Annotated in this window: 12 protein-coding genes and 1 pseudogene; 9 read left to right on the top strand and 4 right to left on the bottom strand. The window is 60.6% G+C overall.

Annotation, left to right across the window (positions count from 1 at the left end; translation table 11 throughout):
- Positions 1–390 precede the first annotated feature (390 nt).
- From PQQ96_RS00520 to PQQ96_RS00510, 3 genes and pseudogenes are all read left to right on the top strand, one after another.
- A complete protein-coding gene (locus tag PQQ96_RS00520) occupies positions 391–807 on the top strand; it encodes a nuclear transport factor 2 family protein (RefSeq protein ID WP_408287350.1) in 417 nt (138 codons plus the stop codon).
- A 62-nt stretch (positions 808–869) separates the two neighbouring features.
- Positions 870–995 (top strand): annotated as a pseudogene (locus PQQ96_RS00515) (helix-turn-helix transcriptional regulator); the annotation flags it as partial.
- A 314-nt stretch (positions 996–1,309) separates the two neighbouring features.
- Positions 1,310–4,138, top strand: a complete 2,829-nt coding sequence (locus tag PQQ96_RS00510) for an ATP-binding protein (protein ID WP_408287348.1) — start codon at positions 1,310–1,312, stop codon at positions 4,136–4,138.
- Positions 4,139–4,254: 116 nt separating this feature from the next.
- On the opposite strand, the gene PQQ96_RS00505 is transcribed toward PQQ96_RS00510, so the two are convergent.
- The gene (locus PQQ96_RS00505; protein ID WP_408287345.1) at positions 4,255–4,959 is read right to left on the bottom strand and encodes a response regulator transcription factor; all 705 of its coding nucleotides are present in this window, start codon (positions 4,957–4,959) and stop codon (positions 4,255–4,257) included.
- A gap of 290 nt (positions 4,960–5,249) precedes the next feature.
- On the opposite strand from PQQ96_RS00505, the gene PQQ96_RS00500 reads away from it, so the two are divergent.
- Entirely contained in the window at positions 5,250–6,065 is an 816-nt protein-coding gene (locus tag PQQ96_RS00500; protein WP_408287343.1) for a helix-turn-helix transcriptional regulator, read from the top strand.
- Between the two features lie 159 nt (positions 6,066–6,224).
- Positions 6,225–7,313: a threonine aldolase family protein gene (locus PQQ96_RS00495; RefSeq protein ID WP_408287340.1), complete on the top strand. Its 1,089-nt coding sequence runs from the start codon at positions 6,225–6,227 to the stop codon at positions 7,311–7,313.
- A gap of 9 nt (positions 7,314–7,322) precedes the next feature.
- Here PQQ96_RS00495 and PQQ96_RS00490 read toward each other — a convergent pair whose 3' ends face one another.
- The 3 genes from PQQ96_RS00490 to PQQ96_RS00480 form a co-directional block, all read right to left on the bottom strand.
- Positions 7,323–8,591: an RNA polymerase sigma factor gene (locus tag PQQ96_RS00490; RefSeq protein ID WP_408287337.1), complete on the bottom strand. Its 1,269-nt coding sequence runs from the start codon at positions 8,589–8,591 to the stop codon at positions 7,323–7,325.
- Positions 8,588–8,956, bottom strand: coding sequence for a YciI family protein (locus PQQ96_RS00485; protein ID WP_408287334.1), 369 nt, complete (start codon positions 8,954–8,956; stop codon positions 8,588–8,590). The genes PQQ96_RS00490 and PQQ96_RS00485 overlap by 4 nt, the downstream gene beginning before the upstream one ends.
- A 198-nt stretch (positions 8,957–9,154) precedes the next feature.
- A complete protein-coding gene (locus PQQ96_RS00480; RefSeq protein ID WP_408287331.1) occupies positions 9,155–9,778 on the bottom strand; it encodes a cold-shock protein in 624 nt (207 codons plus the stop codon).
- A 432-nt stretch (positions 9,779–10,210) separates the two neighbouring features.
- Between PQQ96_RS00480 and PQQ96_RS00475 the strand changes: the two genes are divergently transcribed.
- The 4 genes from PQQ96_RS00475 (at position 10,211) to PQQ96_RS00460 (ending at position 14,637) form a co-directional block, all read left to right on the top strand.
- Positions 10,211–10,915, top strand: coding sequence for a winged helix-turn-helix domain-containing protein (locus PQQ96_RS00475; protein WP_408287328.1), 705 nt, complete (start codon positions 10,211–10,213; stop codon positions 10,913–10,915).
- Between the two features lie 654 nt (positions 10,916–11,569).
- Positions 11,570–12,478: a LysR family transcriptional regulator gene (locus tag PQQ96_RS00470; protein WP_408287325.1), complete on the top strand. Its 909-nt coding sequence runs from the start codon at positions 11,570–11,572 to the stop codon at positions 12,476–12,478.
- Between the two features lie 170 nt (positions 12,479–12,648).
- Entirely contained in the window at positions 12,649–12,999 is a 351-nt protein-coding gene (locus PQQ96_RS00465) for a MarR family winged helix-turn-helix transcriptional regulator (protein ID WP_408287323.1), read from the top strand.
- A 117-nt stretch (positions 13,000–13,116) separates the two neighbouring features.
- Entirely contained in the window at positions 13,117–14,637 is a 1,521-nt protein-coding gene (locus tag PQQ96_RS00460) for an efflux transporter outer membrane subunit (protein ID WP_408287321.1), read from the top strand.
- Positions 14,638–14,677: the final 40 nt, after the last annotated feature.

Below are 14,677 nucleotides of genomic sequence, written 5' to 3'. Positions count from 1 at the left end.
TAAGGTTTGTGCATGAGCTTGTCATGAACTCTGCAAATAAAGGATAGGCCAGGATGTCGGGGCAGCAAAAATCGGATAGGGGCGGAGAGTGCGGGCAAAGTGGACTGAAAGGACTGGGTTATTGACAAGATTCGGATAGTGAAAATTAATAGGAATTCCTAAATATCTGGATAAGAATCCGATGGTCATCTGAATCGCCATCCTTTCGAGAGCCGGAGCATGTCAAGCGAGCGCCGCAAGCGGATGTCGGAACGCTGGATCGAGGCTGGACGGAAACAGAATCGGGTGCCGCGCCGCGGTTGCAGCGGAGCGCTAACAAGGTCTAACAACTCACCGCGTAGGATTTGATAGTCTTGAAGCTTGACGGAACTGTAAGCAGTGGGGTGAATCATGGTCCAATTGAACAAACGTTCAACGGCCTGGCGAGAAATTGCCGGTGATATCGGCATTTCCTTTGTGGATGCAGTCAACGACTTTGACGCTGATCGCCTGATCGACCTTTTCGCCCAAGATGCGCATGTGAATGATCAGTTGCGCGATTTTTGGGGAAAGGGTGCCATTGCCGACTGGATACGCCGCGAGATTGTCGGAGAGCGCTTCTGCATGGACGTCACCGAGGCGCGATCGCATTTTAACGATCTCATTCTTTCGGCCGAAGTGGGCGGCGATTTCGATAAAACGGGACTGCCGTCCCCGTTGATATTGAACTTTATTTTTTCCTTTTTCGACGGAAAAATCGTCCGACTCATTGTTTTAGTAACGCGCCCAGGCGAGACGGAACCTGACGTCAGAGTTGTCGGTACCTAGTCCTCCCCCGGCTTGCGACTTTGCAATTCCGGGCTTTCTGCCAAGATCTCTCCAATCTCCCCCCGATATCGCTGGAAGACCTCGCTCGGGCAACCGGCGCGAGTTTTCGTGCGCTGAATGCCCTATGTCATCGCTATTTCGGGGTTACCCCTATGGCGTTGCTGCGCAACATACGGCTGGATGCCGTCGCCTTCGACTATTTTCGTCTACTGACTATATAAGAATAGATAAGATCTGTATGCGCGCCAGAATCGCCTCCATCAACGGCAAGGACATTATTGTCATCCGGATTTTGCTTTCGGAGCGTAGGCTGTTTATCCACTTTTTGCGAGCTTCTACATAAACTCGACGAAGCGCAATATCATCTGCGGTCTGAAGACCTTGCGCATAAAAATCGACTGGCGAGAAACGCGTACTTGGGATTCGTGGAAGTGGGGCGATTTAGTCATCGGAACGCGAACAAACCTTGGGGATCGGGCCCGGGGATAGGGGACTTGCTGCAATGCAGAAGAAAGCAGAACAGGGCACCGCGTGGCGAGCCTCCTTTGGTCCGTTCACTTTGTCTCCTTCGGAGCGCCTCCTCGCGCGAGATGGTTTGCCGGTCCGGCTCGGCGGGCGGGCACTCGACATACTTGTCGCGCTCGTCGAATCCGCAGGGGCGGTAGTCAGCAAGAAGGACCTGATTTCTCGCGTCTGGCCCAACGTGGTCGTCGAGGAGGGGAGCCTGCGCTTTCACATTGTTGCCATCCGCAAGGCGCTTGGGGAAGGGGAAGGCGGCAGGCGCTATATCGTCAACACGGCGAACAAGGGCTACACGTTCGTTGCCATTGTCGAGCGTCACGAACTCGACACGCCGGCCGATTCGACTTATGCCGGCTCGCTCAAGTCTCTGCCGGCGCCGGCGACTCCCATAGTCGGACGCGACGAAGAGGTCGAAGCGCTCGTCGCGAGCCTTCAGCAGCGGCGCCTTGTTTCTATCGTCGGCCCGGGCGGTATCGGCAAAACCACAGTAGCGATCGCGTCTACCCAAACGGCCGCGGGGAAATTCAACGGTGACGTGCACTTTGTCGACCTGTCCGCCACCTCGGAGGCGGGACTGGTGCGCTCATCCGTAGCAGGCGCGGTCGGCCTTCAGAATCGACTGGACGACCTGTCGGCTCTGGCAACCCATCTGGCCGACCGCAACACGCTCATCGTTCTGGACTGCTGCGAGCATGTCATCGCTGCTGCCGCGGAGCTTGCCGAGGTGCTGGTGCGTACCTGCCCGAACATTCACATTCTCGCTACCAGCCGCGAGCCGCTACGCGCCGAGGGTGAGTTCGTTTATCGCCTGCAGCCTTTAGCTTTTCCCCATGAAGGCGAGGGAATAACCGCAGAAGCAGCGCTTGCATTCCCGGCGGTCAGGTTGTTCGTGGATCGCGCTGCCGCAAGCCTTTCAGGCTTTGAACTCAAGGATAGCGACGCTCCGCTGGCTTCGCAGCTTTGCCGCCAGCTTGACGGCATCGCGCTTGCAATCGAGTTGGCGGCTGGCCGTATTGAGGCCTTGGGCCTCAAGGCAATCACGTCGCACTTCGATGCCAGTGTCAGGCTGATGTGGCATGGAAGGCGCACCGTCGTTCCGCGTCACCAGACACTACGTGCAACACTTGACTGGAGCTTCAACCTCCTTTCAGACGACGAGAAGCGTATCCTCCAAAGGCTCTCGGTATTCGCTGGACGCTTTTCACTCGACGCGGCCGTCGAGGTCTGCTGCTTTGACTACGAAAAGTCGCTTGCTATCGAGCTGATCGCGTATCTGGTGTCGAAGTCTCTGGTCACGGTCGATGCAGGGGAAACGACGCTTCGTTATGGAATGCTGGATACGACGAAGTCCTACTGCTGGAAGAAGCTATGTGACGCCGGCGAAGAGGCACCCGTCTCGCGGCGCTTTGCGGACTACTTCGGCGCGTGGGTGCAGCAGTACGCATCAGGGAACCTGAGCCGCGACGCGCTTGACGTGGTGGCGTTGGAGTTGGCTAACCTGCGAGCAGCGCTGGAGTGGTATTTCCGGCGCGACGAGCATACTTCAGACGCAGTCAGGCTTGCGGCCGCGCTGTGTCCTCCGCTGCTCCAGATGTCGAACGTGGCTGAGTGCTCTCGATGGGCTCAAGCCGCTCTCTCGCAGATGCCGGCGGCATTTGCCGGTTCGCATTTTGAAATGCGGCTGCAGGGTTCGCTGGGTCAATCGCTGATGTTTTCGAAAGGTGGCGATGAAGCCGAAGCGGCCTATCGCCGAAGCATCGAGGTCGCCGAACAGTTGGGCGATTTCCGAAGCACGCTTCACCTTCTCAACGGCTATGCGGTTCTGCTGCATCGACATGGGCGCTATACCGATGCACTTTCAATTGCCCGCAGGACACAGTCGCTTTTGCCCGAGGTGAACGACACGGAGTCGCAGGCCATTGTCGATTCCCTCATGGGTGTGGCGCTGCAGCTCGTCGGCACTGTCGAGGAGGCGATGCATTATTTTGAGCGTTCCCTCGCCCGAAGCTCCGTTGCATCGTCCAGTACGAGGTCCAAGCTCGGCTTCGACTTCCACATCCGGGCCTTATGCGGCCGGGCGCGTAGTTTGTGGCTCACCGGGCACTACTCGAAGGCTATCAGCGTCGCGGACGAGACCATCGCAAAGGCGCGAGAAGCCGGCCACGCGGTCACCTATTGCATCGCGCTCATCTGGGCCGGTTCCGTGCATTTCTACGCCCGGAATCTCGCGCGTCAGCAGGAAATCGTTGAAACGATAGAGCAGGTTGCCCGGCAACACTCACTCACGCCGTATGCCACCTTCGCAAGTATGGAGCGTGGGCAGTTGCTGATTGCCGGCGGCCGTCCAGCTGAAGGTGTCGAACTCATTCGAAGCGCGGTCGACATACTCCACCAGTGCCGCTACGAAATGGTGACCAGCGTCTCGCTAGCCACCATGGCCATTGGGCTTTCCGACATGTCGCTGCACGCTGCGGCTCTCGAGATGTGCGATGAGGTCGAGACACTCATCCGCAGTTGCGGCGATTTCCTTCGCATGCCGGATCTGCTGATTGCGCGAGGGTACTGCTTCGCGGCTGCAGGCCAGCGAGAGCAATCAGAGAAAAGCTACCTGGGCGCGATCGAACTTGCACGTTCACAAGGTGTGAAGTCGGGCCAGGTTCGGGCTGCAGTAGCGCTTGCCCAGCAGGTGATCGGCGGCGGCCGAAGCGACGATGCCCATCGTTTGCTTGCTCCGCTCGTGGAGGATGCAGGCGACGAAACCTCACTGGATCTCACTCTGGCGCGAAGTCTTCTTGGTCAGGTCTCTTGACGAAATTTCGACATCGGGGTCGCGGGAAAATCGCGGATCATGAGATGCGGGCTCTTCGATCAAACGTTGCATGATTCGTCATCCTTATCAGGTTCGTGACTTCTCCGAAAATTGGACTAGGCGTAACTCGGTAGAGGCGAAGCAGGGCGCAGCCAGTTCGTCGCGTAGGAAAGCGGCTTGACTTGCCCGGACGAGGTGTCCGGCATATCGATGAGGCCGCGCTCCGTTGCGATGCGCGCGGCCTCGGTTCGGCAGCTCGCGTCCAGCTTGGCCATGATTGACTTGACGTGGGTCTTCACGGTCCCGACAGCGATCTCCAGGTCACGCGCGATTGATTTGTTGCATAGGCCCATAGTCAGTAGCCGGAGCACCTCGTCTTCACGGCTCGTCAACATGTCACGCTGGGAGATCTGGGCCAAAAGCCGCGCCACCGGCGGGCACAGATAGGTGTCGCCGCGGGCAAGCGCCCGGACACCCGCAAGGAGGTCGTACACGGGTGAGCTGGCTAGCACGAAGCCATGAATGCCTTGCTCCAGTGCGCATCGAACCGCATGTTCGCGAGCCTGGGTGGAGATCACAAGGATACGGGCGAGTTGAAGGCTTTCGTGGAGATCAAAGCGCCGGCCATCCTGCGCAAATCTGGCCGCAGTCGAGCTGTCCGCGACCACGACGTCGACACGTCGATCGACAGAGACGTAGCCGGCATTGATGACCTCCATGTCCGGCTCAGCCGCAAGGGCGGCGCGAACGCCGACTTGTAAAAGCGGCTCCGCAACGCATACGAGTACCGCGACCCGCTGCTCGGTTTCGTGCTGAGTCATTTCACTCTCCTTGGCTTTGGTAAGTGACTTTGCCGTACCTTCATCTTTGCCGGTGGAGGCCGGGGAGTCGAGTTATCCGTTGTTGGTACTTGCGAGGCTCGCGTGAACCAGTCACCCGGTATGCACGCTCCCTGGGACATAGCGCTGGAGGAGCCGCCCGGCGGCGCAGACTGCAGGTCGTCCCGTTAGATCTTGTTAGCGCGCGCGTTAGCCTGCAAGCGAGCCGCCGCGAAATTGACGGCGTTATACTTTGCGAACGTCCGCCAACACGTGTCATCGCTCCCTGTTCAATGACTGAGAATGTCCAGTTCCAGCAAGTGTCCGAAATACCCGGCCTGGTGCTGAGTAGCGCACGCTTCGCGGATTTCAGTTTCGACCGCCACTTCCACCTTGATTTCCACGTCGGGCTGATGACGGACGGGGTTCAGCGCCAGCGGGTCAACGGAAAGACCGTACTGCACGGACCCGGGTCGATCGTTCTGATGCCGCCAGGCGAGATTCACGATGGCATCACGGCCGATGGCAGCCAATCCACGCTCAAGACATTCCGCCTGTCGCAGGAACTCCTCACCAGCGTGGCGGAGGAGATCAGCGGCCTTCACCGCGAGCCGGAATTCGCCGGCGCCTTGCTTGAAGACCCCTTGCTCGCTGGCGATCTTCTGCGCCTGCACAATGAGATTCGATGGTGTAACGCCGCGAGCAGTCTTGCCATGCAGACAGAGTGGTTCACATTGCTGGAACGCCTGTTGGGACAATCGCGCGCGATCGTGCCTGAAACGGTTCGGGGCTCGCTGTCGCACATTCATTGGGAACGCGTCAGAGACTACTGCTTCAGTCATCTCGGCGACCGGATCACGCTGGACGAGCTGGCCGGGGTGTGCTCACTTGGCAGGTTCCAGTTCCTCAAGCAATTCAAGCAGACGGTCGGGATGACTCCCCACGCGTGGCTGCTCCGTCTCCGTCTCGAGCGGGCTTGTGCGCTTTTGTCGCGAAGCTCGCAGGCGATTGCAACAGTCGCTCAGGAAGTCGGGTTCTACGATCAAAGCCATTTCAATCGTGCGTTTCGACACGCATACGGCGTCGCGCCATCGCGCTACAGGGCGTAAGCTGCGCGGTCGGCGGTCGGCGGCAGGGGCAAGGTTCGGGACCACGTCGCCCTCTGGCCTCGCGATTGATCAATTTTTTACAAGCCCAACGGCCTCACTCTGCATACGATGCGCCAATCCGGGGGAACGTTTCCCACCGGCCGAGTTGAGGATATGACAATGGACAGTAGTGATCGGGCAAAGGGTGCCAGGGCGCCGGCTCTGGGTTTTACGAGCGATAACATCGCGGGTGCCTCGCCAGAGGTCATTGAAGCCATGGTGGCGAGCAGCGCCGGGCAAGCCAGCCCATACGGCGCGGATGACCTTACCGCTCGCGTCGAACGCAAACTGGGCGAAATCTTCGAGCACGAAGTCGACGTGTTTCTCGTGCCGACCGGCACGGCCGCCAACGCTCTGTGCCTGAGCGCGATGACGCCGCCTTGGGGCAACATCTATTGCCACCCGGCGAGCCATATCAACAACGACGAATGCGGCGCGCCCGCGTGGTACACGAATGGCGCGAAGCTGGTCGCCGTGGACGGGCAGTCTGCCAGGATAGACCCCGCAGGTCTTCGTAGCGTGGCTCGCGTGAAGGTGGGCGACGTCCATTCGACGCAGCCGTCGTGCGTGAGCATCACGCAGGCGACGGAAGAGGGCAGTGTGTACGCACTGGACGAGATCGAAGCGCTGGGGGACATCTGCAAGGCATCCTCCATCAAACTTCATATGGATGGCGCACGATTCGCCAACGCCCTGGTGTCGCTGGGCTGTTCGCCCGCGGAGATGACGTGGAAGGCCGGGGTCGATGCCTTGTCGTTCGGCGCGACCAAGAACGGTGTGTTCGCAGCGGAAGCGATCGTGTTGTTCGATGCATCCCTTGCGCCCGAAATGGGCTATCGCCGCAAACGTGCGGGCCATCTGTTCTCGAAGATGCGCTTTCTTTCGGCCCAGATCGACGCGTACCTGACCGACGATCTCTGGTTGCGCAACGCACGCCAGGCCAACGACGCCGCGCAGCGCCTGACGCGAGGACTTGCGGGGTTGAGCGGCGTCGAGGTGCTCGGCAAGACTGAGGCGAACATCGTGTTTTGTCGATTGCCTTCTGCGACCATCCAATCGCTGCTTCAGGCGGGATTCGGGTTCTATCACGATCGTTGGGAACAGAACGTTGTCCGGTTCGTGACTTCCTTCGCGACCACGCTTGAGGATGTCGATAATCTGCTGGCGCAGGTGAGGCGCTCCGCCGACGCCTATCAATCCGGCAACTGAGCTCGATATCTAACTTTTCGCCGATGACAGCTCGGTACGCTTGCGCTGCAGGAACCGGCGCACGGCCGGGTCGCGCTCGAGTCCGATCGCGAGATCGTACGCGCCGAGCGCTTGCGTCCTCGCGCCGGCACGCGCGAGCAGATCCGCACGCGCGGCCCAGTACGGCTGGTAGTCGGCCAGCCGCGGATCGTCCGCATACGGCTCGAGCGCGTCGAGCGCCGCCTGCGGGCCGTCCCGTTCCGCCTGCGCGAGCGCGCGGTTCACGGCGACCACCGGCGATGCTGCAATCGCGAGCAGCGCATCGTAGAGTTGCACGATCTCATCCCAGTTCTGGCGATGCGTCCGGCAGCGGTGGATGTGCGCCGACTGCAGCGCGGCCTCGAGCTGAAAGCGTCCGATTGCGTTGAATGCGCTTGCGCGCCGCAGCAATACGTCGGCTGCGTCGATCATCGGCGCGTTCCACATTGCCGGAGCCTGAGCCGACAGCGGCACGTAGTCGCCGGCCGCATCGCGTCGTGCATCGCGCCGCGCCTGCGCATACAGCATCAGCGCGAGCAGACCAAGCGTCTCTGGCTCCTCGGGCAGCAGTTCGACGAGCAGGTGTGCAAGAAACAGCGCCTCGCCGGCGAGATCGCGCCGCTCGGTATCGCCGCCGACCGGATCGGTCCAACCTTCCGCATACGCCGCATAGACCGCTTCCAGCACCGCAGCGAGCCGGTCGGGCAACTCCTCGCGCTCGGGTACGCTGAACGGAATGCCGGCTTCGCGGATCTTGTTCTTTGCCCGCACGAGGCGCTTGCTCATCGCGGCGGGCGACGTCAGGAACGCGGACGCAATCGTCTTCGCTTCGAGCCCGAGCACCACCTGCAGCATCAGCGGCGTGCGAATCGCGGCCTCGAGGGCAGGGTGCGTGCACGCGAACAGCAGCGCAAGCCGCCGGTCGGGCAACATGCCTGCTTCACGCTCGTCGATCTCGTCGGCGAGGATCGCAAGCTGGTTCGTTACGTCGTCGCCGATACGGCGATGACGCGCGCCATCGAGCGCCCGGCGGCGCGCAACCGTCATCAGCCACGCTTCGGGATTCGCGGGGCAGCCGCGCTCTGGCCAGTCCGCGAGCGCGGCCGCAAACGCGTCGGCCAGCGCGTCCTCGGCCGCGGCAACGTCGCGCGTGCGCATCGCCAGTAGCGCGACGAGCTTGCCGTAACTTCGGCGCGCGACCGCCTCGGCAATCGCATGCGCGGCGCCGTCAGCGTCACGGTCGCCGCCGGCCGGACTCATGCAGATGGCGCGTCGTAGGGGGCAGTCCAGACCGGGCGCACTTCCATGAGGCCGTGCGCCGCACCGGGACAACGCGACGCCCACGCGATCGCCGCGTCCAGGTTGGGCACGTCGATCAGGTAGTAACCAGCCAACTGCTCCTTCGAATCGGAATACGGTCCGTCAAGCACCTGCGGCTTGCCGTCGACGAGCCGTACCGTGGTGGCCGCGTTCGTGTTCTGCAGCCGGTTGGCGCCGACCAGCACCTCCGCTTTTTTCAGCGATTCGGTGTACGTGTGATACGCGGCGACGCCTTGCTGCCGCTCGCTGTCGGTCATCTTGTTCCAGCCGTTTTCTTCCGAATAGATCATCAATAGGTATTGCATATGAGCCTCCGTCATGGGGTTAGAGCGGGTGAATTACATCGGGCCGCCACTACAATGACGCTCGGGCCGCATGCTGACGGACAGGTGGCGTCGAAAAAAATGCGAACGGCGCACCAACCCTGATCGTTCGCCGCCGTCCAAGAATACAGCGACTACGCAATCCGGTGAGCCTACTTTCCCGTCGGCTATGCAACCGCGCTATGGCTTATCGCTGCGCCGATTTGCGTTAGTCCAGGCGGCCTTTCCGTTAATCAGCGTGATGAAGCGAATCAACACATCAAGCGCAAAACGAACAGCGGCCGCCGAGGTTGGACGAGTACGCAGAAAATCGGCGATCGGGGGAGAAGTGCGGTAATACAACTGAACCATCGCTCGCCCCACACGCGATTGATTCAGGACGTGATCGCGGAAATCTCTTAGCAAGCGCACCTTCGGCGCGTCGTAATCGCCATACACGGCGGTGGCGAGAAAGCAGCCGAACTTTCGATAGGTCGTGCCACAGAAGGGACAAACGGATTTCTTCGGTTCTCCGCGATAGGTGATTAACCGCGGGACCATTCGTTTCTGGCAGGCTTCGCAGACCACGCGATCGCCGATGGACTGTGCGGGTTGCGTGGCACGCGCCGCGCGCTGGAGGACGGTTACCTGGGTGGCGCGAGACGCGCGCGTTCCTTGTGTCACTTCAAATTCGACTGTGTCGCCATTTGCAGGGAGCGTCACACCTGAAACGTCTCGCACACTCACGTGATACTCAATATCGTCTTGCCCAACAATAAAACCGTATCCCCTCTTTTGAGAGAACCATTTGACCGTTCCACGCATTGCGCCACCTTTCGTTATTCGTCTTCAATTGCGTCTAAGGCATAGATAGACCGCCGGTATTCCCGCCGCCAGCGACTCCACGAATATCGGTAATAATTGGTAACACTTGAGCGGTTTCGACAATAAAAGACGAAAGTCCACGCTGCGGCGGATATTCCCCCGTTGCAAATCGGCGCGCACGAATACCGGTCTATACCGATGGGTTTTGTGCGCCCATGTCGAATTGCGAGTGCATTTGTGGAGTTTTGTCCATGGGACCACAAGATGTGCAACGCATACGCTATGCTGCGCGTCGAGCATGCCGGGCAGTCCTTGCCGTGCGGAGGCGTGGACGGATGTCCAGGCCGCGCGGCGCCTTCGCTTGCTGGACGTGCATCGCGCCATGCCGTTGGCCGCCGCTATTCAAACAACTCGTCCTGATCGATTCGTGCCATGCCATTCCGGATCCTGTTTGTCGAAGACGATGACCGCCTGTCGGCGCTGGTCACCGACTATCTGCGCAAACGCGACTACGAAGTCGAGGCCGTGCTGTACGGCAACGACGCCGTGCCGGCCATTCTCGAGCGCGGTCCGGACCAGAGCACCTTCGACGTGAATCTGGCAGGCCAGGACGGGTTCCAGATTTGCCGCGACGCGTGCGAACAATTCGACGGCGTGATCATCATGGTGCCCGCGCGCAACAAGCAGTTCGACGAAGTGTTGGGCCCCGAATTCAGCGCGGACGACCGCATGCATCAATCCGGCGAACCGCGCTTGCTGCTGGCGCGCATCAAGGCGCAATCGCGCCCCGTGACCACGCGTGCGGCGGAGGGTGCCCAACCCGAGCGCTACACCTTCGGCAAGTTCGAGATCAGCCGGGCAAACCGCTCGGTCAAGCTCCCCGACGGCAGCCTGCCCGATCTGACGTCGGCCGAATTCGACTTGCTTTGGGCGTTGGTGCGTTGCGCAGGTGAAGTGGTGAGCCGCGACGAGTTGATGTGGCAACTGCGCGGCATCGAATTCGACGGCCTCGACCGCACGATCGACGGGGGCATTTCCAGATTGCGCCGCAAGCTAAATGACGACGCCGGCACCTCGCGGCGCATCAAGACGGTCCGCGGCAAGGGTTATCAGTTCAGCAAGCAGGCGTGGGATTGAAAGCGTGTGCTGCGAACGCCGGCGTTGTTTGAGCAGGCAGTTTGCTGCGGGGCTGTACGTGTCACAGGCCCGCTCATGAGATTGACAGACAGGGTGCAAGGATGCGGTTCAGTACTCACAGAAATCGAAACTCAACCGTGGAAGCAAGCCGATGGTTTGAGCCAGGTGATCACCCGCGAGTGGAGCGTCAGGGGCAGATGTGGGCTGTTGCCACACCGGAGGGTTGGCGCAAGGTGCACCCAGGCGACTGGATATTGACGGATGGCACGGGAAACTCGTGGCCGATGGGGGATCGGGAGTTTCGTTATTGCTACATGCTTGTTGAAGATCGATTGCCGGATCTTTGAGCGTTGCGGGTTGTACACGGTTCCGGCACTGACCCTCGGAAGTGGGCCGGAACCCATTCGCCGGCCCGATTCGGGCCGGCATTTTTTTGCCCTTTGAGGAAGCGATACCCGTTGCGCGGAGGTTGCGGGATCCGCCTGCCGCTCTCCGCATCGCCCGACTGGGTTTAGACTGCTGCCTATCGCCGGGTCGACAGTTGCTTATCTTCGGAAATACGTCTCGGAGACGTGGTCCAGGACTCGACTATCCGGTGGCGCTGGCCCGGTATTCCGGCCACCCTGTGTTGCCGTTCAGCGAAGAGATCTCGCCATGGAATATGTCGAAAGCCTGCGCGTTTTCCGGTCTGTGGTCGAACTGAAGAGCTTCACACGAGCGGCGGACCTGCACGGACTGACCCGGCCGGCAGTGTCGCGGGCCATCGCGGGGCTGGAAGAGCGGATGGGATGCCGGCTGTTAAACCGAACCACTCGACAGCTCTCGCTCACCGAAGCCGCGGAGCGATTCTACGAAGGCTGCGTGCGCATCCTGGACGATCTGGAGGCACTCGAAGCGGACGTGGCAAACCAGACGCGGGAAGCGAGTGGCGTCTTGCGTCTGGTCGCCCATACGACCGCGACGATAAACCGGCTGGTTCCCCTGATCGCCGGTTTCAAGCGAGCCCACCCGAAAGTCGCGCTCGATGTGACCCTGACGGAGCGGCCCGTTGACCTGGTTGCTGACGGGTACGACCTTGGTATCGTGGTTCCCTACATGGTGACGAGCGAGACGACCGTTGTACGCCTGCTCGAGCGAATTCCGGTGGTCATCGTCGCGACGCCAGCGTATCTGCAAACCGCGTCTATACCGCGACATCCATCGGAATTGGCCAATCATCATTTTGTGCTGATGTCGCCGTCGATTCGTCGCGTCAACATCGACTTCCGGAATGGCGAGGAAGTGCTGAGCGTACCGCGCCGCTTCGATATTTCGTCGAACAGCCCAGCTTTCAACTGTGAAATGGTGCTGCAGGGTTTCGGAATCGGTGTCGTGCCCGCAGACCTCGTCGACAAAGACCTGGCGTCGGGAAAGCTCGTCCGGCTCCTCACCGATTTTCCGCTCGTCGACGACAGTATCGAAATCCGCCTCGCTTACAGCAACCGGACACTGCTACCTGCCAAGGTGCGTGCATTTATCGACTACGCGGCCGCTTTCTTCGAGACGCTGGCGACATCACGCTAGTTCGAACCAATTGGTGCGCGAAACGACAACAAACTGATCCCCCGGCCTGCATCGCTTCCCGGCGGTCGCTGCTTTAATCTGTGCGTATGCACTCAAAGGATCATCAGAGCGACTACTGTTTCGCCCTCCGTCAGGCCTCTCGGCACATTTCGAAGCTTTACGAGCGTCATTTGTCCGAGGCAGGCATCACGCCCACGCAGTTCAGCATTCTCGGGGCGCTGGGCCGCTGTTCGAGTTTGACGATGGCCGAGTTGGCCAAGGCGATGGTGATGGACAGGACGACTCTGGTGCGGGCACTTCAACCCCTGTTCCGGCGCGGCTTTGTGGCGGTTCCCGCCGAAGGGCAGAGCAAACGGCGACTGCGGGTCGTACTCACGAGCAGCGGGTTGACGAAGTTTGACGAAGCGGCTGCTCACTGGGCAGCCGCGCAGGCCAGCTTCGAACGTAGCTTTGGGCCGCAACAGGCCGAGCATCTGCAAAGCGAACTGTTCCGTATGACGAACGACGTGTCCGATAGGTAACCCCAACGCAACAAACTTGTGCACTCCGGTGCATTGATACGTGAAGACCCAAACGCTAATGTGTGCATATGCACTTTTAGCCGTACGGAACCAAGTTACCCAGAAGGGAGAAAGGAAATGGAAACCATGACAAATCACTACCGACCTCAGCCGCGCGCGAGCGCATGGGCGGCCTCGACAGCCGCGGCGGTAGCGGCGCTCGGACTGGCCGGATGCGTCAACTACGCCGGCATCAAGAGCGATAAGCAGATTGCGCCGCCCACCAACTACGAGACGAAGGAGAGCTTGCCCGCCGAGGGCGGACAGTGGCCTGCAATGGATTGGGCCAACCAGTTCGGCGATCCGCAACTGCCCAAACTGATCGCCGAGGCGCTGGCCGGCAATCCGACGATCGATCAGGCCCGTGCGCGCATTGAGAAAGCGTCTTCCTCTGTCGGCACGGCCAATTCCGCACTTTATCCAAACGTGACAGGAAGCTATTCGTGGACGCGCGAGCGCTATAGCGACAATGGGTCCGCTCCACCGCCGATCAACGGCACCTGGCAGAGCGAGAACAACGTGCTCGCCAGTGCTTCGTTTGACCTCGACCTGTGGGGCAAGAATCGCGAGCGGCTTCGTCAGTCCGTCTCGCAGGAGAAGGTTGCCGAAGCCGAAGCCGAGGAGGTGCGCATCTCTCTGGCCGCTTCGGTGGCGAGCACCTACAACCATCTTGCGCAGCTCTACGCGTTGCGTGATATCGAGGCCCGCGAAGTGAAGAATCGCGAGGATATCGGGCGAATCACGGATGGGCGCGTGGGTGCGGGGCTCGACACCAACGTGGAGCGGCAGACCGCCTATGGCGAGACAGCGACGAGCCGTTCCAGCGTCAGTGACCTCGACGGACAGATCACGACCGTACGCTATCAATTGGGTGCCCTGCTGGGTGAAGGACCGGACGGCGGCCTCAAGATCGCCAATCCATCGCTTGGCGAGGGTGCCAACGTCGCGCTTCCCGACAACCTGCCCGCCGACCTGATTTCGCGGCGCCCGGACATCGTTTCGGCCTACTGGCAAGTGGATGCAGCCATCCACGATGTAAAGGAAACGAAGGCCGAGTTCTTTCCGGACGTCAATCTTTCTCTAGCGGCAGGACTGGACGCGTTTGGGTGGGGGCGACTGCTGACGGCCGGAAGCAGCCAACTTCAGGCAGGGCCCGCGATTCATCTTCCCATCTTCGACGCCGGTGCGCTGCGCGCCCAACTGAGGGGCAGCTACGCGGACTTCGACTACGACGTCGCAACGTACAACCAGACATTGATCAACGCTTTATCCGACGTTGCCACGCAGGTCACCCAGGTCCACTCGGCCGACCGTCAACTGGTCGACGCGCAGCAGGCCCTGGATGCGCAATCCAAAGCCTATCAACTGGCGCTCGTTCGATACAAGGCAGGCTTGAACCAGCAACTGCAGGTGTTGAACGCGGATGACAACCGGCTCGCAGCCGAAACGGCCGTCGTGAACCTCGAAATGAATCGCCGCAGCATGCAGATCGGACTGATCAAGGCACTAGGCGGCGGATTCGATGCTTCGCACGCCGGCCTTGTCGCGAATGCGGAGACACCGATTCATGCGCCGTCCAACGGCACGGCAACTCACTGAACGACCAGAAACGGCTGTCAGACGTAACGGCCTGACCGCA

This window comes from Paraburkholderia sediminicola (assembly GCF_046027825.1).
In the GTDB taxonomy this organism is placed as follows: domain Bacteria; phylum Pseudomonadota; class Gammaproteobacteria; order Burkholderiales; family Burkholderiaceae; genus Paraburkholderia; species Paraburkholderia sediminicola_D.
The sequence above is the reverse complement of the archived record's forward strand: the minus strand, read 5'-3'. Positions and strand labels throughout refer to the sequence as shown.

What these genes read in the sequence shown, in the direction of transcription:
- PQQ96_RS00510 (WP_408287348.1), top strand. Translation starts at nt 1,310, where the DNA reads ATGCAGAAGAAAGCAGAACAGGGCACCGCGTGGCGAGCCTCCTTTGGT.
- PQQ96_RS00475 (WP_408287328.1), top strand. Translation starts at nt 10,211, where the DNA reads ATGCCATTCCGGATCCTGTTTGTCGAAGACGATGACCGCCTGTCGGCG.
- PQQ96_RS00505 (WP_408287345.1), bottom strand. Translation starts at nt 4,959, where the DNA reads ATGACTCAGCACGAAACCGAGCAGCGGGTCGCGGTACTCGTATGCGTT.
- PQQ96_RS00480 (WP_408287331.1), bottom strand. Translation starts at nt 9,778, where the DNA reads ATGCGTGGAACGGTCAAATGGTTCTCTCAAAAGAGGGGATACGGTTTT.
- PQQ96_RS00500 (WP_408287343.1), top strand. Translation starts at nt 5,250, where the DNA reads ATGACTGAGAATGTCCAGTTCCAGCAAGTGTCCGAAATACCCGGCCTG.
- PQQ96_RS00460 (WP_408287321.1), top strand. Translation starts at nt 13,117, where the DNA reads ATGGAAACCATGACAAATCACTACCGACCTCAGCCGCGCGCGAGCGCA.
- PQQ96_RS00485 (WP_408287334.1), bottom strand. Translation starts at nt 8,956, where the DNA reads ATGCAATACCTATTGATGATCTATTCGGAAGAAAACGGCTGGAACAAG.
- PQQ96_RS00470 (WP_408287325.1), top strand. Translation starts at nt 11,570, where the DNA reads ATGGAATATGTCGAAAGCCTGCGCGTTTTCCGGTCTGTGGTCGAACTG.
- PQQ96_RS00490 (WP_408287337.1), bottom strand. Translation starts at nt 8,591, where the DNA reads ATGAGTCCGGCCGGCGGCGACCGTGACGCTGACGGCGCCGCGCATGCG.
- PQQ96_RS00520 (WP_408287350.1), top strand. Translation starts at nt 391, where the DNA reads ATGGTCCAATTGAACAAACGTTCAACGGCCTGGCGAGAAATTGCCGGT.
- PQQ96_RS00495 (WP_408287340.1), top strand. Translation starts at nt 6,225, where the DNA reads ATGGACAGTAGTGATCGGGCAAAGGGTGCCAGGGCGCCGGCTCTGGGT.